Genomic DNA, 20,848 nt, shown 5'->3' on the forward strand with positions numbered 1-20,848 from the left:
ATGGATAAATTAGATTTATGACTTTCTTTTCTAGTATGTACCAATTAAAGATAAAACATGAAAAACTGTTCTAATAAAAGTAAAACGATCAGCGGATGAAAGTAGGGGGAGAGACTGTGCGATGGTTGCGCAGCGCCGAAGGAGCAAGCAAAAGTTGCGAATCTCTCAGGCAAAGAAGACTCTTACGGGACGCAGCTCTGGAGAGTGCTCTATAAAAATAGAGCCACCTACGAAGACAGTTCTATTTAGAACGAAACTTTCTGGTTAAAGGACAGGGTTATACATTCATTGTATAACTCTGTCTTTTTTTGTTTATTTATAATCACTTTTTACGTTAGAGATTTCAGAATAGTGTTGGTTTTTGAAATGAAGGAGGAAAAGGATGACGACATTAAAACGTACCCCGTTATTTGAGCAATATGCTGAGGCTGGAGCAAGAACAATTGATTTTGGTGGTTGGGATCTTCCGGTACAATTTTCTAGCATTAAGGAAGAGCATGAAGCTGTGCGTACCCAAGCAGGTTTATTTGATGTATCTCATATGGGAGAAGTTGAAGTGAAAGGTGAAAATGCACTAATTTATCTTCAAAAGATGATGACAAACGATGTTAGTAAGCTTGTTGATAATCAAGCTCAATACACGGCTATGTGTTATGAAAATGGTGGAACAGTCGATGATCTATTAATTTATCGTAAATCAGAACATGACTACTTGTTGGTCATTAATGCTTCTAATATTGACAAAGATGTTGATTGGTTGAAGCAACATCTCATAGATGGGGTAGAGGTTACAAATGTATCTGATGATATGGCACAGTTGGCTATTCAAGGCCCGAAGGCAGAGGAGATTCTCCAATCGCTTACAAAAACAAATCTAAACGAGATTCGCTTTTTCCGTTTTCAAGATGAAGTGAATGTCGCTGGAGTGAGTTCACTGGTTTCTAGAACAGGTTATACAGGTGAAGATGGCTTTGAGATCTATTGTTCATCTACTGATGCAGTAACGCTTTGGAAAGAGATTCTAGAGGCAGGTGCAGAGGCAGGATTAGTACCTTGTGGACTTGGTTCTCGTGATACGTTGCGTTTTGAAGCTAAACTACCTTTATATGGGCAAGAGTTAACAAGTGAGATATCGCCACTTGAAGCCGGAATTGGATTTGCAGTCAAATTAACAAAAGATGAGAACTTTATTGGTAAAGAGGCGTTGAAAAAACAAAAAGAAGAAGGATTAAAACGTAAGCTTGTAGGGGTAGAAATGATCGATAAGGGTATTCCACGTACCGGATATGAAGTGTTCGTAAATGAAGAGCGTGTTGGATTTGTCACGACTGGCACCCAATCACCTACGTTAAAGAAAAATGTCGGACTAGCCATTATTGATAAGAAATTTACTGAGGTTGGTACAGAGGTTTACATTCAAGTGCGTAAAAAGAGATTGAAAGCTGAAGTTACTCAAACACCATTTTATAAGCGTCCGAAAGCATAAGGAGGATATGGCAATATGACAAACCGCTATTTACCAATGACTGAGCAGGATCAAAAAGAAATGCTAGAAGTAATCGGAGCAAGCAGTATCGAAGAACTATTTTCAGATATTCCTGAGGGGATCAGATTCAAAGGTGAACTTGATATTCCCAAAGCATTAAAAGAACCTGAACTTGTGCGTTATTTTCAAGGATTAGCCTCTAAAAATATTTCTCTTAAGCAAAAGCCTTCTTTTCTAGGGGCAGGAGTATACGAGCATTATATTCCTTCGATTGTTGATCATGTGATTTCTCGTTCGGAATTTTATACAGCCTACACTCCTTATCAACCTGAGATCTCTCAAGGTGAACTACAGGCAATCTTTGAATTTCAGACGATGATTAGCGAACTAACTGGGATGGATCTTGCTAATTCATCCATGTATGATGGACCGACGGCATTAGCAGAAGCAGCGATGATGAGTGCGGGTCAGACAAAGAAAAAAACCATTCTTGTTTCTAAGGCTGTACATCCAGAAGCAAGAGAAGTATTGAAAACAAATGCGTACGGCCAGCGTTTAAATGTCATTGAGCTTGATGTGGTGAACGGTGTGACAGATGTAGATGGGCTAAAACAGGCTTATAATGAGGATACAGCTTGTGTAATTGTTCAGTACCCTAATTTCTTTGGGAACTTAGAGCCGCTAGATGCAATTGAAGAAATTACGCACTCGAATAAGTCCATGTTTGTTGTTTCAAGTAATCCACTTTCTCTAGGTTTGTTAAAATCACCAGGCGATTACGGGGCAGATATAGTGATTGGGGATGCGCAACCATTTGGAATCGCTCCACAATATGGCGGACCTCATTGTGGTTATTTTGCCACTACCAAAAAATTAATGAGAAAAGTACCGGGGCGTCTTGTAGGTCAAACAACGGATGAAAATGGTCAACGTGGATTTGTATTAACCTTGCAAGCGCGTGAGCAACATATTCGTCGTGAAAAAGCTACGTCTAACATCTGCTCTAACCAAGCACTGAATGCATTAGCAGCTTCTGTCGCTATGACATCTCTAGGAAAGGCTGGTATGAAAGAAGTTGCTTATCAAAATCTCCAAAAAGCAGCATATGCCAAAAAGCAATTAAAGGAAAATGGTGTCGAAGTTTTAGAGGGAGCACCATCTTTTAATGAGTTTGTTATAAAGCTTCCTAAAACAGTCGAAGAAGTAAATAAAGTGTTACTAGATAAAGGCTTTATCGGTGGATATGACCTAGGTATTGAATATCCAGAGCGTAAAGGCCAAATGTTGATTGCAGTAACTGAAGTCCGTACAAAAGAAGAAATCGATCAATTTGCAAAAGAATTGGGGGCATTAGTATGAACAACCAAGACCAGCCACTCATTTTTGAACTAAGTAAGGAAGGTAGAATTGGCCATAGTCTACCAGATCTTGATATTCCTGTGGAACCTTTAGAGGATTTATTACCTGATGAATATATCCGGAAGGAAGAAGCTGAGTTACCGGAAGTGTCCGAGTTGCAAATTATGCGTCATTACACAGCTCTTTCTAAACGTAACCATGGCGTGGACTCAGGTTTTTATCCACTCGGTTCTTGTACGATGAAATACAATCCTAAAATTAATGAAAATGTAGCACGGTACGAGGGACTTGCATATGTTCACCCTTATCAACCAGAAGAACAAGTTCAAGGCTCACTTGAATTGCTATATGATTTACAAACATCCCTTGCAGCTATCACAGGTATGGACGAGGTTACGTTACAACCAGCAGCAGGAGCGCATGGGGAATGGACTGGCCTTATGATGATTCGTGCTTTCCATGAAGCAAATGGAGGTACACAACGCACGAAGGTGATTGTGCCTGACTCTGCTCATGGAACAAACCCTGCATCAGCTACGGTAGCTGGATTTGACTCCATTACTGTACGTACGAATGAAGAAGGTCTTGTTGATTTAGATCACTTGAGAGAAGTTGTAGGTCCTGATACAGCGGCCCTAATGTTAACAAACCCTAACACGTTAGGTTTATTTGAGTCCTATATTGAAGAGATGGCCTCTATTATTCATGAAGCTGGAGGAAAGCTTTATTATGATGGAGCAAATTCAAATGCGATCTTAGGTATTGCAAGACCGGGCGATATGGGATTTGATGTTGTTCATTTAAATCTCCATAAAACATTTACAGGGCCACATGGTGGTGGCGGTCCAGGATCTGGTCCAGTCGGAGTGAAGAAAGACTTAATTCCATTTTTACCTAAACCAGTCCTTATTAAGGCTGACGAAGGTTTCCGCTTTGATTATGAACGTCCACACTCTATCGGGAGGGTAAAGCCTTATTACGGAAACTATGGAATTAATGTACGTGCTTATACGTATATTCGAACGATGGGGCCTTTAGGGTTACGTCAAGTTTCAGAGTATGCTGTATTAAATGCAAACTATATGATGCGTCGTTTAGAGCCGCATTTTGATTTGCCTTATCCACAGCACTGTAAACATGAATTCGTTATTTCTGGACGAAGACAGAAGAAATTAGGGGTTCGTACACTAGATATGGCAAAACGGTTACTAGATTTCGGTTACCACCCGCCAACAATCTATTTCCCATTAAATGTTGAGGAATGTATGATGATTGAACCAACAGAAACAGAATCAAAGGAAACGCTAGACGAATTTATTGATGCGATGATTCAAATTGCTAAAGAAGCAGAGGAGACACCTGAAGTTGTTCAAGAAGCACCGCATCATACGGTTATTAGCCGTTTAGATGAAACAACAGCAGCAAGAAAACCCATTTTGCGTTACCAAAAAGCGTAAAGAAAGAGGCTGAGATTTCTCAGCCTCTTTTATCTTATTTCTTTTTGATTTTCCCCGTCCACTTCTTGAAGCCACCTTGTAGATGGTAGATTTCTTGTACACCGCGCTTTTTCTTTAAAAACTGAGCAGCTTGTCTACTTCTAGCTCCTGATTGGCAGTATAGGTAAACAGGTTGGTCTACACGTACTTCATTCATACGTTGGCGCATTTGTGACATTGGGATATTACGGGAGCCAAGAATATGACCGCCCTCGTATTCACGTGGTTCACGAACATCGATTAGCTGCGCTTTGCGATATCCTTTAATAAAATCTTCTTGCGTTAGTGTTGTTAAGTATTTTGGCGTATAGAAACGTTTAAATACTGCAAAAATAACAAGCGCTAGTAGTATGAGCCATAAATAAATCATCATAAATCTCCGTACACTCCTTCTGCATAGACAATCATTCTAGTTAAATTATAATCATCTCATGCTCATTTAGCAATTGCATTATAACAATCTCTCTAAAATGGTCACAGTTTAAACAGGTAATCTACTTGGTTCTTTTCTATGGTTTTGTTACACTTAGTTGGAACTTTGACGAATGAATATAGAAAGAAGCGATGGATATGAACGAAACATGGCGTTTTATTGATTCAGGTAATTGTTCACCTGCTTATAATATGGCTTTAGATGAAGCATTACTTGAATGGCATAGTAAAGGGAAGATTCCCCCAACGATTAGGTTTTATGGTTGGGCCCCTGCTACATTATCAATTGGCTATTTTCAAAAAGTAGAAAAAGAAGTAAATATGGAAGCAGTTAAGCGATATGGATTAGGATTTGTCAGAAGACCGACCGGTGGGAGAGGGGTCTTGCATGATCAAGAACTTACATATAGTGTAATCGTCTCAGAAAAACACCCAGAGATGCCTGCAACCGTAACAGAAGCGTATAGAGTGATTTCTGAAGGAATTCTTGAAGGTTTCAAAAAAGTAGGACTTGATGCTTACTTTGCTGTTCCTCGTACGGATGAAGAAAAAAAAGCACTTAAGAACCCACGTTCAGCGGTGTGCTTTGATGCCCCGTCTTGGTATGAGCTTGTAGTAGAAGGACGCAAAGTCGCTGGAAGTGCCCAAACAAGACAAAAAGGTGTTATTTTACAGCATGGTTCAATCATTTTAGATATTGATGAGGACAAGTTGTTTGATCTGTTTAATTATACAAGTGATCGGGTTAGAGAGAGAATGCAGAAGAACTTCAAAAATAAAGCAGTAGCGATTAACGCTTTAAGAGAAACACCTTTAACGATGGACGAAGCGAAACAAGCATTCCATTATGGTTTTGAAAAAGGGTTAAACATTACTTTAGAGCCCTATACCTTAACTGCAGAAGAAGATGCTGAAGTATGGGAAATTGCAAAAACAAGATATGAGCAAGATAGTTGGAATTACCGTAAATAACAGGAAAAGGCCCTGGAGAAAATCCAGCGCCTTTTTTAATGGTCGTTATGAAATAAGGTTATTAAATGCTTCTTGTAAATTCTTTGTCAGTGGCCCTACATGTATGGATGCATCGACGTCCCCTTTTATGGAGCGAACGGGCGTAATTTCCATTGTGGTGCTTGTAATGAAGGCTTCATCCGCTATAGCCAAAACATCTATTGGAAAAGCTTCCTCTACAACGTTTAATCCAGCTTGTTTGGCAAGCTTAATGACCACTTGTCTTGTAATCCCGTTTAAGATTAGGTTTGTTGCAGGATGGGTATAAAGTGTCTCATCTTTTATAAGGAATAAGTTTGATGAGGAACCTTCAGTGACCGTTCCATCACGGTGCATAATCGCTTCATGACAGTTTTGGTCAGCGGCCTCTCTTTTCGCCATAATATTTCCTAATAGGTTAATGGTCTTAATATCACAACGAAGCCAGCGAACGTCCTTTGTAAGCCACAAGTCAATTCCATTTTGCATAACTTCGTGTTTACGATCAAGTGATGCAACATATCCAGTGAGGACGGGAGTGATTTCCCGAGAGTAGAGGTGATTTCGATCTTGGACACCTCTAGTGACTTGAAGGTAAACAATACCTGTCTTTAATTGGTTTTTTGAAATTAATTGGTTAATCAGACCAATTAATGTTTCACGGCTGATAGCGAGATCCATATCTAGCTTTTTTGCACTTTCATAAAAACGATCGAGGTGTTCTTCTAAGGCAAAGGGTGTTCCGTTGTATGTACGTACCACTTCATAAATCCCGTCACCAAAGTGGTAACCTCGATCATTAAAATCAATACTAGCTTCATCACGTTGTACAATATCATGTTGTTTCAGCACATAATCCATAGGTTAAACCTCCAGCTAATGTTTTTCATTTCATCTAAACATTGTCTTCATAATCTGAACATCATAAAAAAAATTTGTCAATCTTTTTTTATGTTTTTGTCGAATCAAGCTAGATGAAGACTTTGACTTAATTGGTTTTTTGGCAACAAAGAAATTGGTTCAATTTAACGGGAAAATCGAATTGAATATCTGTTAAACTCATATATGCTTGCTTTTTTTGGCTGTTTCAAGTTTGACAAATTAAATTAAAAACGAATCTAACACAATATATAGTGTTTATTTTCAAAAAAGGAGTACTATATATTGAATACGGGTAAAGAGTTGTGGTAGACTTACCCAAGAATATAATTCTTAGAGATGGACATGCATCAAAAGCTATTCCATTTGCAGACATTTGAAAAGGATTGAATATAAAGGAGGAGTCATGAATGGCGATGACGATGACAAACGTGATGCGTGTCAATGTTGATGCACTAAATGAAGACATTGCACAATTCTCACAAGTTCATCCAATAACAGAAGACATGCATATTACCAAAAAAGGTGTGTCTAGACTTGTGATGCTTGACCGTTATACATTTAAAGATACAGAGAAGAAAACATTAAAAGAAGGAGACTTTGTTGTTTTAACGGTTAAAGCAGATCCTAAATTCCCTGCGAGAGGCTATGGCTTTGTTGTGGAACTAGATCGTGAACAAAATCAAGCGAAAGTATTAGTTGATGAAGAGTTTAGAGGAGTATTAGAGGGAGAAGAAGCGGAAAGTGGATTAGTGATGCGTTCACTAGACACAATTGAAAAGCCCCTTGAATTGTTCTATGAGCAAATCGCTAAACGGAATGCAACAGGGCTCGCTTCAGTAGAAGAAACCGCTGAGAGAAGACAACAATCATTTGAACAATTCTATCAAGAGCTTGTTCATATGAATTTCATACCTGCAGGACGCGTTCTCTATGGTGCAGGGGCAGAGACAGATGTAACATACTTTAACTGTTATGTAATGCCATTTGTAAAAGATTCTCGTGAAGGAATCTCAGAGCACCGCAAACAAGTGATGGAGATTATGAGTCGCGGTGGTGGTGTCGGTACGAACGGTTCTACCTTACGCCCAAGAAACACGCTTGCACGCGGAGTAAACGGGAAATCTTCTGGTTCTGTTTCGTGGCTGGATGATATTGCAAAACTGACTCATCTAGTAGAACAAGGTGGGTCGAGACGTGGAGCGCAAATGATTATGCTCTCAGATTGGCATCCAGATATTTTAGAATTTATTATTTCTAAAATGCAAAACCCACGTATTCTACGTTTCTTATTAGAGCAAACAAGTGATGAGCAAATCCGTCGTTTAGTTAAGGATAAATTAAGTTTTACACCACTTACTACCATTGAAGAGTCCATGTATCAAGGAATCGTCAATTTCAAGACAATAGAAGGTAATGGTGGATTCGACCCTAAAGTGATCCAAGAAGCAGAGGAAAAGCTAATCACAGGGGGCACATATCAGGTTAACAATCCAGAATTTTTAACGGGTGCGAACATTTCAATCACCTTAACAAAAGAATTTATGGAAGCTGTTGAAAATGATGAAGAATACGCTCTTCGTTTCCCGGATGTAGAAAACTATTCAGCAGAAGACATGAAAACATACAATGAAACTTGGCATGAAATTGGAGATGTGCGCGAATGGAAAAATATGGGTTATGGCGTTCGTACGTATCGTCTTATCCGTGCAAAAGAACTTTGGAATCTCATTAATATCTGTGCAACGTATAGTGCCGAGCCAGGAATTTTCTTCATTGATAATGCTAATGATATGACGAATGCCAAAGCATACGGTCAAAAAGTAGTAGCAACGAATCCGTGTGGAGAACAACCGCTTGCTCCATTTTCAGTTTGTAATTTAGCTGCGATTAACTTAGCTGAGATGGCGGATAAGGAAACCAAAACAGTGAACTTTGATAAATTAAAGCGTACTGTTGAGGTAGGTGTACGTATGCAAGATAATGTTATTGATGCTACACCTTATTTCCTTGAAGAGAACACAAAGCAAGCTAAAGGTGAACGTCGTGTCGGGCTTGGTGTCATGGGGCTTCATGACTTATTAATCTATGCAGAAACAGTATATGGCTCAGAGGAAGGCAATAAGCTTGTTGACCAAGTATTTGAGGCCATTGCCACTACTGCTTATCGAACAAGTATTGAGTTAGCAAAGGAAAAAGGAAGTTTTCCATTTCTAGTTGGAAAAACGGATGAAGAAACAAGTAAGTTAAGAGAAGCATTTATTAATACGGGTTATATGAAGAAAATGCCTGAAGATATTCGTCAAGGTGTGCTTGATTATGGTATCCGTAATTCACATTTACTTACTGTTGCTCCAACAGGAAGTACAGGAACGATGGTCGGTGTTTCAACAGGACTTGAACCGTACTTCTCCTTCTCTTACTTCCGTAGTGGCCGTCTTGGAAAGTTCATTGAAGTGAAAGCTGGAATTGTAGAAGAATATTTACAAAAAAATCCAGAAGCGAGCGCTGATCAGCTACCAGAGTGGTTTATTTCAACGATGGAACTTAATCCAGAGGCACACGCTGACGTTCAGTGTATTATTCAACGTTGGGTAGATAGTTCTTTATCCAAAACCGTTAATGCACCCAAAGGGTATACAGTAGAACAAGTTCAAGGTGTATATGAGCGTCTATACCGTGGTGGAGCTAAAGGGGGTACGGTGTATGTAGATGGTAGCCGTGATGCCCAAGTACTTTCATTAAAAGCTGAAGACAATAGTTTTGATCAAGTTAAAACAACAGAGCAGGTTCAAGAAAAAAGTAAAGTTGTCCTTATTGATACCATTTCTGAAATCAGATCAACTAATGTAACAATTGGATCGGAAGTTGGGAATACTTGCCCAGTTTGCCGAAAAGGTCAAGTAGAAGATCTTGGTGGATGTAATACATGTACAAGTTGTGGTGCACAACTTAAATGCGGATTGTAATTTCATATAAAAAAAGATGGGCATGTTGCTCATCTTTTTTTTGTCCTAAATAATGTCATCATGTTCTCTTGTCTTTTGCACATTCTAAAAAAAAGGAGGAGAGATAATGAAACCATTCTCACCACAACTTGTTTATTTTGAACCAGGAGCACTAAATTACCCTTTAGGTAAAACATTGAAAGAAAAATTTGAAAAGATGGATGTTGAAATTAGAGAGACGACTTCCCACAATCAAGTAAGAAATATTCCAGGAGAAAACGATCTACAGAAGTATCGTAATGCTAAATCAACATTGGTTGTTGGCGTTAGAAAGACTTTAAAGTTCGATACATCCAAGCCTTCAGCTGAATACGCGATTCCACTAGCTACAGGCTGTATGGGACATTGTCATTATTGTTATTTGCAAACAACACTAGGAGATAAACCATATATAAGAACGTATGTGAATTTAGATGAAATTTTCGATGCAGCTGATAAGTACATAGAAGAGCGAGGAACTGAAATTACTCGGTTTGAGGCAGCTTGTACATCAGATATCGTTGGAATTGACCATTTAACACACTCGTTAAAGAAGACGATTGAACATATAGGACAAACGGATAATGGACGCTTACGTTTTGTGACAAAATACAACCATGTCGATCACTTGCTTGATGCAAAGCATAATGGAAATACTCGTTTTCGATTTAGTGTGAATTCTGATCATGTTATTAAAAGCTTTGAACCAGGGACCTCTTCTTTTTTAGAACGAATTGAAGCGGCTGGAAAAGTAGCGAAGGCAGATTATCCTTTAGGATTCATCGTAGCGCCTCTGATTTTACATGATGATTGGGAGAAGGGTTATTTGGATTTATTTGAACGTTTAGAAGCAACTTTGCCTCATTATGCTAAAAAGGATTTGACCTTCGAGATGATCCAACATCGATTTACTAAAACGGCAAAGCGTGTCATCCAAAAACGTTACCCGAAAACTAAATTAGAGATGAACGAGGAAGAACGTAAGTACAAGTGGGGGAAGTATGGAAGAGGAAAGTATGTCTATAAGGATGAGGAAGCGGGCCCATTAAAAGAGACCATACAAACCTATATTGAACGTTTTTTCCCTGAAGCTAAAATTGAATACTTTACGTAAGTGACCCAAAGTTAAGGTATAAGAACATTGTCTCATGCTCCCCTTCTGTAGTAATATAGAAATGATGGATAATGTACGAGTTGACGGTGGGCAAACGCGTCTCTTACGTGTTTGTTGATTAATTGGAGGGGACCCTTATGCCGACACCTAGCATGGAAGATTATTTAGAGCGAATTTATATCTTAATAGAAGACAAAGGGTACGCTAGAGTATCAGATATTGCAGAGGCACTGGAGGTACACCCTTCTTCTGTAACGAAAATGGTTCAAAAGCTTGATAAGAGTGATTATCTTATTTATGAAAGATACAGAGGATTAGTTTTAACCGCTAAAGGGAAAAAAGTTGGGAAACGTCTTGTGTATCGACATGAATTATTAGAGGATTTTATGAAGTTAATTGGTGTTGAAGCAGAACATATTTATCAAGATGTTGAAGGGATTGAACACCATCTCAGCTGGGATGCGATTGATCGAATTGGTGATCTGGTACAATTCTTTCAAGAAGACGAGCGCAGAATTGCGGCATTGAGAGAAGTGCAAAAAAAGAATGAGGAAGAACAATGACCATAGCCATTTGGCTATGGTTGTTTTTTTATGTAGATTCATTTACTCATTTTATTGGAAAGAACCAAGCAGGTTCCTACATAAGGTAACGTAGTGGGGGGATGATCATCATGAAGATTGATGGTGTGTTTGCAGGTGGTGGGGTGAAAGCCTATGCGTTCGTAGGTGCGCTAGATGTAATGGAGGAAAGAGGGTATGAATTCACTCGAATAGCTGGTACAAGTGCAGGTTCTATCGTGGCTGCCTTAATTAAAGCTGGATACACAAGCAAGGAGCTCCTTTCATTACTAAATGAATTAGATATCGAAGCATTCAAAGATGAGCGCATGTCTTGGTTACCCTTTCCAGTTGCCAAATGGATTCATATGTATTTTAAGCTAGGCATTTATAAAGGGGATGCACTTGAAGCTTGGCTAAGTTGTGTTCTTCAAAAAAAGGGAATTAAAACATTTGCGGATCTACCGAAAGACTCACTCCGCATCATAGCATCAGATCTATCCCAGAATCGATTAATTGTACTGCCAGATGACTTACCCTTATATGGACAAATACCTGAAAAGTTTTCTGTGGCAAGGGCCGTGAGAATGAGTTGTAGCATCCCATTTTTTTTCGAGCCTGTAAAAATTTACGATCGCACAAAGAATGGAGCACGTTCCTATGTAGTGGATGGCGGGATCTTAAGTAACTTTCCGATGTGGTTGTTTATGGACGGTAAGACAAAGAAGTGGAGACGACCCGTTATAGGGTTTCAACTCTCTCCTTCACTTGATCAAGTACAACCAAATGATATAAAAAATGCGATTGCATTATATAGAGCATTGTTTGACACAATGACAAAGGCACACGATACGAGATATATTGCAGCAGATCATGCTAAAAATATTGTCTTTATACCTGTAATGGATGTTAGTGCAACGGATTTTGAAATGTCAGAACAGGAAAAAGAAAAATTGATGAATCTTGGACGTATCGAGACTGAGCAATTCCTACGAGGGTGGCGCTATTAAAAAAGAATCGAGCTTTAAAAAAGAGCTCGATTCTTTTTCTTATTCTTTTTTCCTTCAATAACAGTAAAATTATGTTCAGGTCGTTTTTTTATAGGTGATTTAGGCAGGGGAGATTTTTTCTTTACTGCAGTACCACTTGTTGATCTGAAGAATGATGCATTTCTAGGAGATGTAGGCCTACTAGCTGTACTGGTACGCTTTGCTTTTTTTAATTGTGAGCGACTCGGTCCTTGACGCTTCGGCCAAATACTCGTTCCAAAACGTTTAGCAAGATAAAGACGATACAAGAAGAAAATGACCGCGACAAAACCAGCGATAAATAAGACTCGTGTTAACAATCCGATCGGATTGTAAATCATTTGATAACCCAGTCCAATAACAGCTAAAGCAACGACAGCTAAAACAATCATCTGCATTGTACGTTGCATACGAGCTCACCTCCATGAAAAAGTAAATAAGATCATGATGAAACTAACGACAGCATGTAATTTCTATTCATTTCCCTTTAGGGAGGATTTTCAAACAATCGTTATATGTTCTATTCTACACGAGTTGTCTTAATTCCTCTATTGTAAATCCATCACCCTTACATTCTACACAAATAAAAACCTATTCATTCGACTGATTTGGAATTTCACTAATTTTTTGGATGAAGCGTTTATTCCTCTGGACATACTAGGGATGGAGGTGCTATGAATGGAACAACGTGAACAGCTAGAACAACATGAAGCAGAACAACAAATGTCTTTTCCTACTAAAGTGGTATTAATCGGATTTTTTGGGGGGCTGATTTGGTCGTTAGTTGGTTATTTTGCTTTTTACTTTAATTTTATTCGAGTAGGTCCTGCACTCGTATTTATGCCATGGGCTTTTGGAGGATGGAAAGAAACCCATTTTGGACAATGGTTAGGTGTACTAGTTATTGCCATTTTATCAATTGGGGTAGCTTTTTTGTATAAAGCTATTCTACAAAAAGTGCTGAGCGTGTGGGCGGGTCTGGGCTTCGGCTTGATTTTATGGGGGCTCGTTTTTTATGTGCTGAATCCATTCTTTCCTGGGTTAAAATCCGTTCAGAATTTAGACTCCAATACGATTGTAACCTCTATTTGTCTCTATGTATTATATGGCGTCTTTATTGGCTATTCAGTTTCGTATGAATATGCGGAACAACATCACGGTTTATCTGACAATCAGGAAGATCCTAAAGAAGACTAAATATTTAGTACAAACCCTGCTAACTTCTTCCTATAATCCATTGGAAAATGTTACACTTAATAAGAAGTAAGCTAAACGCTGGAATATCGTGTCATAAAAGCGAGGGGATTTGTATGAAACGTTTTATTGTGATTAATGGACCGAACTTAAATCGCTTAGGTAAGCGGGAACCATCCGTATATGGTTATGAGACATTAGGGGACCTAGAAGCATTATTAATAAAAGCAGCTATTGATTTAGAGGTTGAAGTAAACTGCATGCAGTCAAATCACGAAGGGGAAATAATTGACTGTATTCATCGTTCGGTTGATGAAGCAGATGGTATTATTATCAACCCAGGTGCTTTTACTCATTATAGCTATGCTATTCGTGATGCAATTGCCAGTGTTGATTTACCAGTGATTGAAGTTCATATCTCCAATGTTCACAAACGGGAGGCGTTTCGTCACCATTCCGTTGTATCACCTGTGACAAAAGGTCAAATTGTTGGGTTGGGACTATATGGTTACATCCTAGCTTTAACCGCGCTTGCAAAAGGAGAGGAATAATATGAAACGAGTAGAAGCATTAAGAGAGCAACTGAAACAGGCAGAAGTAGATGGGTTATTAATTACGAGTGCTCACAACCGTCAGTATATGACAACGTTTACTGGAACGGCCGGAGTTGCGATTGTAACACAATCAGCAGCCGTTTTCATTACAGATTTTCGTTATATGGAACAAGCCCGAGAACAAGCAAAGGGATTCGATATTGTTCAACATTCAGGACCTATTTTTGAAGAGGTAGCTAAGCAAGTAGAGTTATTAAAAGTTAAGACATTAGGATTTGAACAATCACAACTTACATATGAAGCACATCAGCTCTATAGCAAATTCATTGAATCAGCTACACTTATTCCGGTATCTGGATTAATTGAGAAACTTCGCTTAATAAAAGATTCCGCTGAAATTAAACTTATTTCAGAGGCGGCTGAAATAGCGGATGCTGCGTTCCAACATATCACAACATTTATCCGTCCAGGCCTATCAGAGCTTGAAGTTTCTAATGAGCTTGAATTCTTCATGCGTAAACAAGGCGCTGCGAGTTCTTCATTTGATATTATCGTTGCTTCAGGTTATCGGTCCGCTCTCCCTCATGGTGTGGCAAGTGAGAAAATCATTGATAAAGGAGAACTCGTTACTCTAGATTTCGGTGCTTATTATAAAGGGTACTGCTCAGACATCACAAGAACACTTGCTGTAGGTGAAGTGAGTGATGAATTAAAAACAATTTACCATACCGTTTTAGAAGCTCAGTTACGTGGTATGGAAGGAATAAAACCTGGTATAACTGGGAAACAAGCAGATGCTCTTACTCGTGATTATATTACAGAGAAGGGTTATGGTGAGTATTTTGGACACTCAACGGGTCATGGTCTAGGAATGGAAGTACATGAAGGGCCTTCCCTTTCCGTTAAATCAGAAACGATCCTTGAACCTGGAATGATTGTTACGGTAGAGCCAGGTATTTACGTTGCGGGTGTCGGTGGTACAAGAATTGAGGACGACACACTAATTACAGAGAATGGAAATCAATCATTTACTAAGTCTACAAAAGAACTTTTAACTGTTGGGGTATAAAATCTACAGGAAACTTTGATTAGGCTATGGTATAGTAAAGATTGTGATTGCCCACTTTAGAAAAAGGTGGAAAGATGGAGGAAGATAATTATGATTTCAGTAAATGATTTTAAAACAGGATTAACGATTGAAGTTGACAATGGAATTTGGCAAGTCATTGATTTCCAACATGTAAAACCAGGTAAAGGAGCGGCATTTGTCCGTTCTAAGCTTCGTAACCTACGTACGGGAGCTGTTCAAGAGAAAACATTCCGTGCTGGTGAAAAGGTTTCTAAAGCCCATATTGAAAACCGTCGTATGGCTTATCTATATGCTAGTGGAGACATGCACAATTTCATGGATAATCAATCATTTGAACAAATTGAATTACCAACTTCTCAAATTGAGCATGAACTTAAATTTCTTAAAGAGAACATGGAAGTTCAAATTATGTCATACCAAGGTGAAACTCTAGGAGTAGAAGTTCCTAATACAGTTGAACTTGAAGTGACAGAAACAGAGCCAGGTATTAAAGGCGATACAGCTTCAGGTGGAACAAAGCCTGCAACACTTGAAACAGGCTTAACAGTTCAGGTTCCATTCTTTATTAACCAAGGCGACATTCTTCTAATCGATACACGTAGTTCTTCTTATATGTCAAGAGCATAATAAAAAAATGATAAGACGAGCACACTTGATCAAAAGTGTGCTCGTCTTTTTTGTTCTGAATTGGCATAAGATCTCATAGGTTGTACAAAGCGAGCTATGCAGAGGTGAAGAAGTTGAAAACATGGTTTTTATCAATAGAAGCTGCACTTTTGGCGATGGTTGGACTAAGATTTCTCTCTGGTCTTATTGAAATTTCAGCAGCTACTATAATGTTGAAGTTAAATAGTGTTGAAAAGGCAGTGGCCATTAATGCCATGTTAGCCATTATCGGACCTACTATCTTTATCTCTTCCATACTAATAGGGCTAACTGGTTTATCTGATCGGTTGTCGGTGGGGAAATTTCTTTTCATAGGAGCAGGGGTTGTATTGATATTGATTGGACTTCGTAAATAGAGAGGGTGGTGGAGAGTTGTGCTAAAAGATATTCTACCAGTTGTGTCACAACCGATTCGAACAATTCTACAACAACTTCCTTTGGCTATTAAGGAAGATATTGAAGAAATTCGTATACGCATCTCTCGCCCGCTTGAAGTGATTGTTGATGGTAAACCTTATTATCCAGAAGAAAATGGAGCGATGTACATTGTCGAGCCTAAAGATGGACAACAGTTGTTAAGTCAGTTAAGTCAACATTCACTTTATGCGTTTGAAGAAGAAATGAAGAAGGGTTTTATAACCATTCGAGGAGGACATCGTGTTGGTCTTGCAGGAAAAGTCATTCTAGAAAAAGGTGAAGTGAAAACCATTCGCGATGTTAGCTCCTATAACATTCGAATTGCTAGGCAAACAATTGGAGTCGCAGAACGTTTAGTTCATGATTTGTATGATGGTAGATGGCTTAATACGTTATTAATTGGTCCTCCTCAAACAGGGAAAACAACCCTGCTTCGTGATTTAGCAAGGTTAATTAGTGAAGGTGTTGCTGTGAGGCAGATAGCTCCACTGAAGGTAGGGATTGTCGATGAACGTTCTGAAATCGCTGCTAGTATGAGAGGAGTTCCGCAACATCATCTAGGAGCAAGAATTGATGTATTAGATGGTTGTCCGAAAGCAGAAGGAATGATGATGATGATCCGTTCAATGAGTCCCGATGTATTAATTGTAGATGAGATCGGTAGAAGAGAAGATGTATTAGCGATTCAAGAAGCTACTCACGCTGGAGTCAGGGTTATGACCACAGCACATGGTTTCACCTTAGAAGATGTTCTAAAACGGCCTGCAATCAGTGAATTATTTCAATTTGGGGCATTTGATCGTTGCATCGAGTTAACAAGGACAACAAAGCCTGGAGTTGTGAAGAGGATCCGTCGAATCAACGAGAAAATGAAGGTGAAGTATCCATGAAATTGCTAGGGGCACTTCTTATCATCATTGTCACAACAGCGGTCGGGTTTGAGTTAGCTAGGAGATTGAGTGAACGGCCAAGGCAACTAAGGCAGTTGAAAGTAGCTATCCAATCTCTAGAAGCTGAAATCTTATACGGCTTAACTCCTCTAGCACAAGCTTCTAAGCACTTAGCTAAACAAACGCCAAAGCCAATTTGTTACTTGTTTGAATATTTTGCATCCAAGTTAAACCATACGGAACAACCTGCTTATGTCGCTTGGGAAGAAAGTATTAAAGAGATGTGGTCGCTCACTTCCCTTTTACAAAATGAACAAGAAATCCTTAAGCAATTTGGTCAAACGCTAGGCCAACATGATCGCGAACAGCAACAAAAACAAATTAAATTAACGCTTGCTCATTTAGAAAGAGAAGAAGGGGAAGCAAGAGATCGCCAACATCGCTACGAACGAATGGTCAAAAGTTTAGGATTTTTAACAGGATTACTAATCGTTATTTTACTGATGTAATAGTAGCGGTTTATAGGAGGAGGAGAACATCGTGTATGATGTGAACACGATTTTTCAAATCGCAGGAATAGGAATAGTCGTTGCTATGATTCATACCGTGTTAAAACAAATGGGAAAAGAAGATTGGGCTCATTGGGTAACATTAATTGGATTTGTGGTTGTCTTATATATGGTTGCAACCATTGTTGATGATTTGTTCCAGAAAATAAGGACTGTTTTTTTGTTTCAAGGTTAGGGAGGTGAGTTGCGATTGATATTATTCAAATTGTGGGCCTGGGACTAATCGCAACCTTCCTTGCCCTTGTAGTGAAAGAACAAAAGCCGATGTTTGCCTTTCTGTTAACCGTGTTCGTTGGCGTCGTTATTTTTTTATTTTTAGTAGATGAAATCACTAAAATTATAACGATGCTCGAACAAATTGCAACAAATGCCCAAATTAATATGGTTTATTTACAAACTATTCTTAAAATAATCGGCATTGCCTACATTGCCGAATTCGGTGCTCAAATTGCAAAGGATGCCGGACAAGCTGCAATCGCAACTAAAATTGAGCTTGCGGGAAAAATTCTCATCTTGGTAATGGCCATCCCCATACTCACGGCAGTCATTGAAATGGTTTTAGCATTGCTTCCTACATCATAATCCATAGAAATCATACAAGAAGGGAGGGATGAGATGATGAAGCAAACCTTATCAACCATCCTTCTTCTTACCCTGTTTTTACTACTTCCAATGGATGCGCATGCTGAATCAAACGGGGAGGAGCCAGTTGATGAGAATACTTTTGTGGAAAAACAATTAGAAATGTTGCAACTTGATGAAATTAGAAGCTACTGGGAGGAGATCTCGACAGAGTATGGTGGTTTTTTACCTGAGAGCCAAAAAGGAAGTTTTCTAGAGTTTGTAAAAGGAGACAAGCAGTTTTCCTTTAAAGAATGGGGAATTGGACTTGTGCGTTATCTTCTTCATGAATTAATTGTGAACGGCAAACTACTCGGAACGCTGATTTTACTAACCGTATTTTGTATGATTTTACAGTCGCTCCAGAATGCTTTTGAACAACATACTATAAGCAAAGTGGCTTATGCGATTACGTACATGGTCTTAATGATCATTGCACTAAACAGCTTTCGTGTAGCCATTTCATATGCCCAGGATGCCATAAATAACATGATTCACTTTATGATCGCTCTCCTCCCTTTACTATTAGCAATCATGGCGGCGGTTGGTTCCATCACATCAGCAGCTTTATTTCATCCGCTGATCATTTTTCTAGTTCATACGAGTGGATTATTAATTCAATTTATTGTTCTTCCTTTATTATTCTTATCGGCTGTGTTGGGGATTGTGAGTACATTAACAGATCATTATAAAGTGACGAAACTAGCAAATTTTTTACGAACGATCGCAGTTGGTGCTCTTGGTGTCTTCTTAACCGTCTTTTTAGGTGTTATTTCTGTGCAAGGGGCGTCTACAGCTGTCGCTGATGGAATTACAGTTCGAACGGCTAAATTTATCGCAGGTAACTTTGTACCAGTCATTGGACGGATGTTTACTGATGCAGCAGATACGGTTATGAGCGCTTCTTTATTACTCAAAAATACAGTAGGAATAGCGGGCTTAGCCATACTACTCATGCTTTGTGCATTTCCAGCGATAAAAATCTTATCTTTAGCTATTATCTTTAATTTGTCAGCTGCCATCTTACAACCATTAGGTGGTGGCCCCATAATTGAATGTTTATCCATCATCGGAAAAGCAGTGATCTACGTTTTTGCAGCGTTAGCCATTGTATGTTTAATGTTTTTCTTAGCGATTACCATTATGGTAGCAGCTGGTAATCTATCCTTCATGATCAGGTGAGAGAAAGGGGTCTGTCATGGATTTCCTAACAAGCTGGATAACCAATATCATACTTCTTATCTTATTGGCTACTATTTTAGAGCTAATGATCCCGAATTCAGTTTTGCAACGTTATGTGAAAATGGTTGTAGGGTTATTATTATTAGTCATGATTTTGCAGCCTTTATTATCAATTTTGACAAAGGATGTCGACCAATGGCTTGTTTCGATTACTCAACATTCAAACCAAATGGAAAAGTCGCTGGAAGATGAAATAAATTTACAAAAAAGTGATATAGAGCTCGGACTTCGTGCATATATTTCAGAACAGATGGCTGTCCAATTGGAAAATGAAGTGAAAGATACGTTAAGGAAGCAACATGATGTGTCTATCACTAGAGTGGAAGTGAAAATGGCTGAGTCGGTTAATCAGACGCCGACTGCTGAGGACGTAGAAGAGGTCATTGTTCATTTACATGAATTTGGGAAAGAAGTCCCTAGTGGCCAAGAAAACAACGCGGTATCTCCGGTCAGCGTTGTGAAGATTGATACGACTCGACCCATTCCACAAGAAAGTGTAGAGGAAAAGATGGATCTATCCTCGATACGTACCTTTCTTTCAACCAATTGGGAAGTTCCAGAAGAAATGATTTCGCTAGCGTGGGAAGGAGGGGAATAAGCAGAATGAGTCAACATGAACAGAAGGCTCGCCAATGGTTAAGTAAAATATTAAAAAAGCCAGATGCAGGTCAAAAAAAGCGAAAATTACCTCTCCATTATGTAGTTCTTATCGGATGTGTGGGAATTGCTTTAATGATTGCTGGTAACCTTCTAACCAACCAACCAATGGATCAAGCACAATCCTTACCTGTCTTTAACGATAAGGAAACAGAGGAAGATACCGAAGTATTTGGTAGAAACGAAAAACCTGAACCTTATTCGATGGAAGATTACGAGATGCGCTATGAAAATCAATTACGCGACACGCTAGAGCAAATTGTTGGATTGAGTGACGTCTCGGTGATGATTAATTTAGCTGAATCCGAGCGAAACATCTATGAAAAAAACATCAATGCTAGACAACAAAATACGAATGAAACGGATCGTGAGGGGGGGACGCGAACTGTTGATGATGTCACTAAAGATGAACAACTGGTGATTGTACGTAGTGGTGACAAAGAAGAGCCTGTCCTTGTAGCAAAGGAAAAGCCAACAATAAGAGGCGTCTTAGTTGTTGCTGAAGGTGTAGAAAATGCACAAGTGAAGTCTTGGGTGATTGAAGCAGTTAGTAGAGTTCTAGATGTACCATCTCACCGAGTAAGTGTCATGCCTAAAAAAGTTGAGGAGGAATAAAG

Annotated in this window: 23 protein-coding genes and 1 riboswitch; of the genes, 20 read left to right on the forward strand and 3 right to left on the reverse strand. The window is 39.0% G+C overall.

The window, feature by feature from the left end:
* The first annotated feature begins 95 nt into the window (after window positions 1-95).
* A riboswitch (glycine riboswitch) is annotated at window positions 96-192 on the forward strand.
* 190 nt (window positions 193-382) lie between these two features.
* Genes gcvT through gcvPB form a run of 3 tightly spaced genes read left to right on the forward strand, consistent with a single transcriptional unit; the run spans window position 383 to window position 4,302 of the window.
* Entirely contained in the window at window positions 383-1,486 is a 1,104-nt protein-coding gene (gcvT, locus tag AB3N04_RS17100) for a glycine cleavage system aminomethyltransferase GcvT (RefSeq protein WP_368503837.1), read from the forward strand.
* 15 nt (window positions 1,487-1,501) lie between these two features.
* On the forward strand, window positions 1,502-2,845 hold the full coding sequence (gene gcvPA / locus AB3N04_RS17105; protein WP_368503838.1) for an aminomethyl-transferring glycine dehydrogenase subunit GcvPA: 1,344 nt from the start codon (window positions 1,502-1,504) through the stop codon (window positions 2,843-2,845).
* On the forward strand, window positions 2,842-4,302 hold the full coding sequence (gene gcvPB, locus AB3N04_RS17110) for an aminomethyl-transferring glycine dehydrogenase subunit GcvPB (protein WP_368503839.1): 1,461 nt from the start codon (window positions 2,842-2,844) through the stop codon (window positions 4,300-4,302). Before gcvPA ends, gcvPB begins: the two co-directional genes overlap by 4 nt.
* A gap of 34 nt (window positions 4,303-4,336) precedes the next feature.
* Here gcvPB and AB3N04_RS17115 read toward each other — a convergent pair whose 3' ends face one another.
* The gene (locus AB3N04_RS17115) at window positions 4,337-4,714 is read right to left on the reverse strand and encodes a rhodanese-like domain-containing protein (RefSeq protein WP_317122309.1); all 378 of its coding nucleotides are present in this window, start codon (window positions 4,712-4,714) and stop codon (window positions 4,337-4,339) included.
* A 191-nt stretch (window positions 4,715-4,905) separates the two neighbouring features.
* On the opposite strand from AB3N04_RS17115, the gene AB3N04_RS17120 reads away from it, so the two are divergent.
* Window positions 4,906-5,745, forward strand: coding sequence for a biotin/lipoate A/B protein ligase family protein (locus AB3N04_RS17120; RefSeq protein ID WP_368503840.1), 840 nt, complete (start codon window positions 4,906-4,908; stop codon window positions 5,743-5,745).
* Window positions 5,746-5,790: 45 nt separating this feature from the next.
* Here AB3N04_RS17120 and dat read toward each other — a convergent pair whose 3' ends face one another.
* The gene (gene dat, locus AB3N04_RS17125; protein WP_368503841.1) at window positions 5,791-6,624 is read right to left on the reverse strand and encodes a D-amino-acid transaminase; all 834 of its coding nucleotides are present in this window, start codon (window positions 6,622-6,624) and stop codon (window positions 5,791-5,793) included.
* 428 nt (window positions 6,625-7,052) lie between these two features.
* Between dat and AB3N04_RS17130 the strand changes: the two genes are divergently transcribed.
* From AB3N04_RS17130 to AB3N04_RS17145, 4 genes are all read left to right on the forward strand, one after another.
* Window positions 7,053-9,611 (forward strand): vitamin B12-dependent ribonucleotide reductase, encoded by a 2,559-nt coding sequence (locus tag AB3N04_RS17130; protein ID WP_368503842.1) that lies wholly within the window; start codon window positions 7,053-7,055, stop codon window positions 9,609-9,611.
* 106 nt (window positions 9,612-9,717) lie between these two features.
* Window positions 9,718-10,743: a spore photoproduct lyase gene (gene splB / locus AB3N04_RS17135; RefSeq protein WP_368503843.1), complete on the forward strand. Its 1,026-nt coding sequence runs from the start codon at window positions 9,718-9,720 to the stop codon at window positions 10,741-10,743.
* 137 nt (window positions 10,744-10,880) lie between these two features.
* Complete coding sequence (gene mntR / locus AB3N04_RS17140; protein WP_368503844.1) at window positions 10,881-11,306, forward strand: transcriptional regulator MntR; 426 nt, start codon at window positions 10,881-10,883, stop codon at window positions 11,304-11,306.
* A gap of 110 nt (window positions 11,307-11,416) precedes the next feature.
* Window positions 11,417-12,313 (forward strand): patatin-like phospholipase family protein, encoded by an 897-nt coding sequence (locus AB3N04_RS17145; RefSeq protein ID WP_317122315.1) that lies wholly within the window; start codon window positions 11,417-11,419, stop codon window positions 12,311-12,313.
* Window positions 12,314-12,327: 14 nt separating this feature from the next.
* On the opposite strand, the gene AB3N04_RS17150 is transcribed toward AB3N04_RS17145, so the two are convergent.
* Complete coding sequence (locus AB3N04_RS17150; protein ID WP_053073975.1) at window positions 12,328-12,741, reverse strand: SA1362 family protein; 414 nt, start codon at window positions 12,739-12,741, stop codon at window positions 12,328-12,330.
* 268 nt (window positions 12,742-13,009) lie between these two features.
* Here AB3N04_RS17150 and AB3N04_RS17155 point away from each other — a divergent pair, with 268 nt between their 5' ends.
* The 12 genes from AB3N04_RS17155 (at window position 13,010) to spoIIIAG (ending at window position 20,846) form a co-directional block, all read left to right on the forward strand.
* Window positions 13,010-13,528: a YqhR family membrane protein gene (locus AB3N04_RS17155; RefSeq protein WP_368503845.1), complete on the forward strand. Its 519-nt coding sequence runs from the start codon at window positions 13,010-13,012 to the stop codon at window positions 13,526-13,528.
* A gap of 113 nt (window positions 13,529-13,641) precedes the next feature.
* Entirely contained in the window at window positions 13,642-14,076 is a 435-nt protein-coding gene (gene aroQ, locus AB3N04_RS17160) for a type II 3-dehydroquinate dehydratase (protein ID WP_368503846.1), read from the forward strand.
* 1 nt (window position 14,077) lies between these two features.
* The gene (locus AB3N04_RS17165) at window positions 14,078-15,148 is read left to right on the forward strand and encodes a M24 family metallopeptidase (RefSeq protein ID WP_368503847.1); all 1,071 of its coding nucleotides are present in this window, start codon (window positions 14,078-14,080) and stop codon (window positions 15,146-15,148) included.
* Between the two features lie 90 nt (window positions 15,149-15,238).
* The gene (efp, locus tag AB3N04_RS17170) at window positions 15,239-15,796 is read left to right on the forward strand and encodes an elongation factor P (protein WP_317122319.1); all 558 of its coding nucleotides are present in this window, start codon (window positions 15,239-15,241) and stop codon (window positions 15,794-15,796) included.
* Between the two features lie 113 nt (window positions 15,797-15,909).
* Window positions 15,910-16,191, forward strand: coding sequence for a YqhV family protein (locus AB3N04_RS17175; RefSeq protein WP_317122320.1), 282 nt, complete (start codon window positions 15,910-15,912; stop codon window positions 16,189-16,191).
* Window positions 16,192-16,245: 54 nt separating this feature from the next.
* Entirely contained in the window at window positions 16,246-17,142 is an 897-nt protein-coding gene (gene spoIIIAA, locus AB3N04_RS17180; RefSeq protein ID WP_368506083.1) for a stage III sporulation protein AA, read from the forward strand.
* The gene (gene spoIIIAB / locus AB3N04_RS17185; protein ID WP_368503848.1) at window positions 17,139-17,651 is read left to right on the forward strand and encodes a stage III sporulation protein SpoIIIAB; all 513 of its coding nucleotides are present in this window, start codon (window positions 17,139-17,141) and stop codon (window positions 17,649-17,651) included. Before spoIIIAA ends, spoIIIAB begins: the two co-directional genes overlap by 4 nt.
* Before the next feature lie 28 nt (window positions 17,652-17,679).
* On the forward strand, window positions 17,680-17,886 hold the full coding sequence (spoIIIAC, locus tag AB3N04_RS17190; protein ID WP_031311554.1) for a stage III sporulation protein AC: 207 nt from the start codon (window positions 17,680-17,682) through the stop codon (window positions 17,884-17,886).
* 14 nt (window positions 17,887-17,900) lie between these two features.
* Window positions 17,901-18,293, forward strand: a complete 393-nt coding sequence (gene spoIIIAD, locus AB3N04_RS17195; protein ID WP_317122394.1) for a stage III sporulation protein AD — start codon at window positions 17,901-17,903, stop codon at window positions 18,291-18,293.
* Between the two features lie 36 nt (window positions 18,294-18,329).
* On the forward strand, window positions 18,330-19,514 hold the full coding sequence (spoIIIAE, locus tag AB3N04_RS17200) for a stage III sporulation protein AE (protein ID WP_368506084.1): 1,185 nt from the start codon (window positions 18,330-18,332) through the stop codon (window positions 19,512-19,514).
* Window positions 19,515-19,530: 16 nt separating this feature from the next.
* Window positions 19,531-20,172: a stage III sporulation protein AF gene (gene spoIIIAF / locus AB3N04_RS17205; RefSeq protein WP_368503849.1), complete on the forward strand. Its 642-nt coding sequence runs from the start codon at window positions 19,531-19,533 to the stop codon at window positions 20,170-20,172.
* Window positions 20,173-20,177: 5 nt separating this feature from the next.
* On the forward strand, window positions 20,178-20,846 hold the full coding sequence (gene spoIIIAG, locus AB3N04_RS17210; protein ID WP_368503850.1) for a stage III sporulation protein AG: 669 nt from the start codon (window positions 20,178-20,180) through the stop codon (window positions 20,844-20,846).
* The last annotated feature ends 2 nt before the right edge of the window (window positions 20,847-20,848 follow it).

The sequence above is a fragment of the Alkalihalophilus sp. As8PL genome, assembly GCF_040939795.1.
Taxonomy (GTDB): domain Bacteria; phylum Bacillota; class Bacilli; order Bacillales; family Bacillaceae_D; genus Alkalihalophilus; species Alkalihalophilus lindianensis.

Coding starts and splice junctions, on each gene's coding strand:
- gcvT (WP_368503837.1), top strand. CDS start 383: ATGACGACATTAAAACGTACCCCGTTATTTGAGCAATATGCTGAGGCT.
- gcvPA (WP_368503838.1), top strand. CDS start 1,502: ATGACAAACCGCTATTTACCAATGACTGAGCAGGATCAAAAAGAAATG.
- gcvPB (WP_368503839.1), top strand. CDS start 2,842: ATGAACAACCAAGACCAGCCACTCATTTTTGAACTAAGTAAGGAAGGT.
- AB3N04_RS17115 (WP_317122309.1), bottom strand. CDS start 4,714: ATGATGATTTATTTATGGCTCATACTACTAGCGCTTGTTATTTTTGCA.
- AB3N04_RS17120 (WP_368503840.1), top strand. CDS start 4,906: ATGGATATGAACGAAACATGGCGTTTTATTGATTCAGGTAATTGTTCA.
- dat (WP_368503841.1), bottom strand. CDS start 6,624: ATGGATTATGTGCTGAAACAACATGATATTGTACAACGTGATGAAGCT.
- AB3N04_RS17130 (WP_368503842.1), top strand. CDS start 7,053: ATGGCGATGACGATGACAAACGTGATGCGTGTCAATGTTGATGCACTA.
- splB (WP_368503843.1), top strand. CDS start 9,718: ATGAAACCATTCTCACCACAACTTGTTTATTTTGAACCAGGAGCACTA.
- mntR (WP_368503844.1), top strand. CDS start 10,881: ATGCCGACACCTAGCATGGAAGATTATTTAGAGCGAATTTATATCTTA.
- AB3N04_RS17145 (WP_317122315.1), top strand. CDS start 11,417: ATGAAGATTGATGGTGTGTTTGCAGGTGGTGGGGTGAAAGCCTATGCG.
- AB3N04_RS17150 (WP_053073975.1), bottom strand. CDS start 12,741: ATGCAACGTACAATGCAGATGATTGTTTTAGCTGTCGTTGCTTTAGCT.
- AB3N04_RS17155 (WP_368503845.1), top strand. CDS start 13,010: ATGGAACAACGTGAACAGCTAGAACAACATGAAGCAGAACAACAAATG.
- aroQ (WP_368503846.1), top strand. CDS start 13,642: ATGAAACGTTTTATTGTGATTAATGGACCGAACTTAAATCGCTTAGGT.
- AB3N04_RS17165 (WP_368503847.1), top strand. CDS start 14,078: ATGAAACGAGTAGAAGCATTAAGAGAGCAACTGAAACAGGCAGAAGTA.
- efp (WP_317122319.1), top strand. CDS start 15,239: ATGATTTCAGTAAATGATTTTAAAACAGGATTAACGATTGAAGTTGAC.
- spoIIIAB (WP_368503848.1), top strand. CDS start 17,139: ATGAAATTGCTAGGGGCACTTCTTATCATCATTGTCACAACAGCGGTC.
- spoIIIAE (WP_368506084.1), top strand. CDS start 18,330: ATGAAGCAAACCTTATCAACCATCCTTCTTCTTACCCTGTTTTTACTA.
- spoIIIAF (WP_368503849.1), top strand. CDS start 19,531: ATGGATTTCCTAACAAGCTGGATAACCAATATCATACTTCTTATCTTA.
- spoIIIAG (WP_368503850.1), top strand. CDS start 20,178: ATGAGTCAACATGAACAGAAGGCTCGCCAATGGTTAAGTAAAATATTA.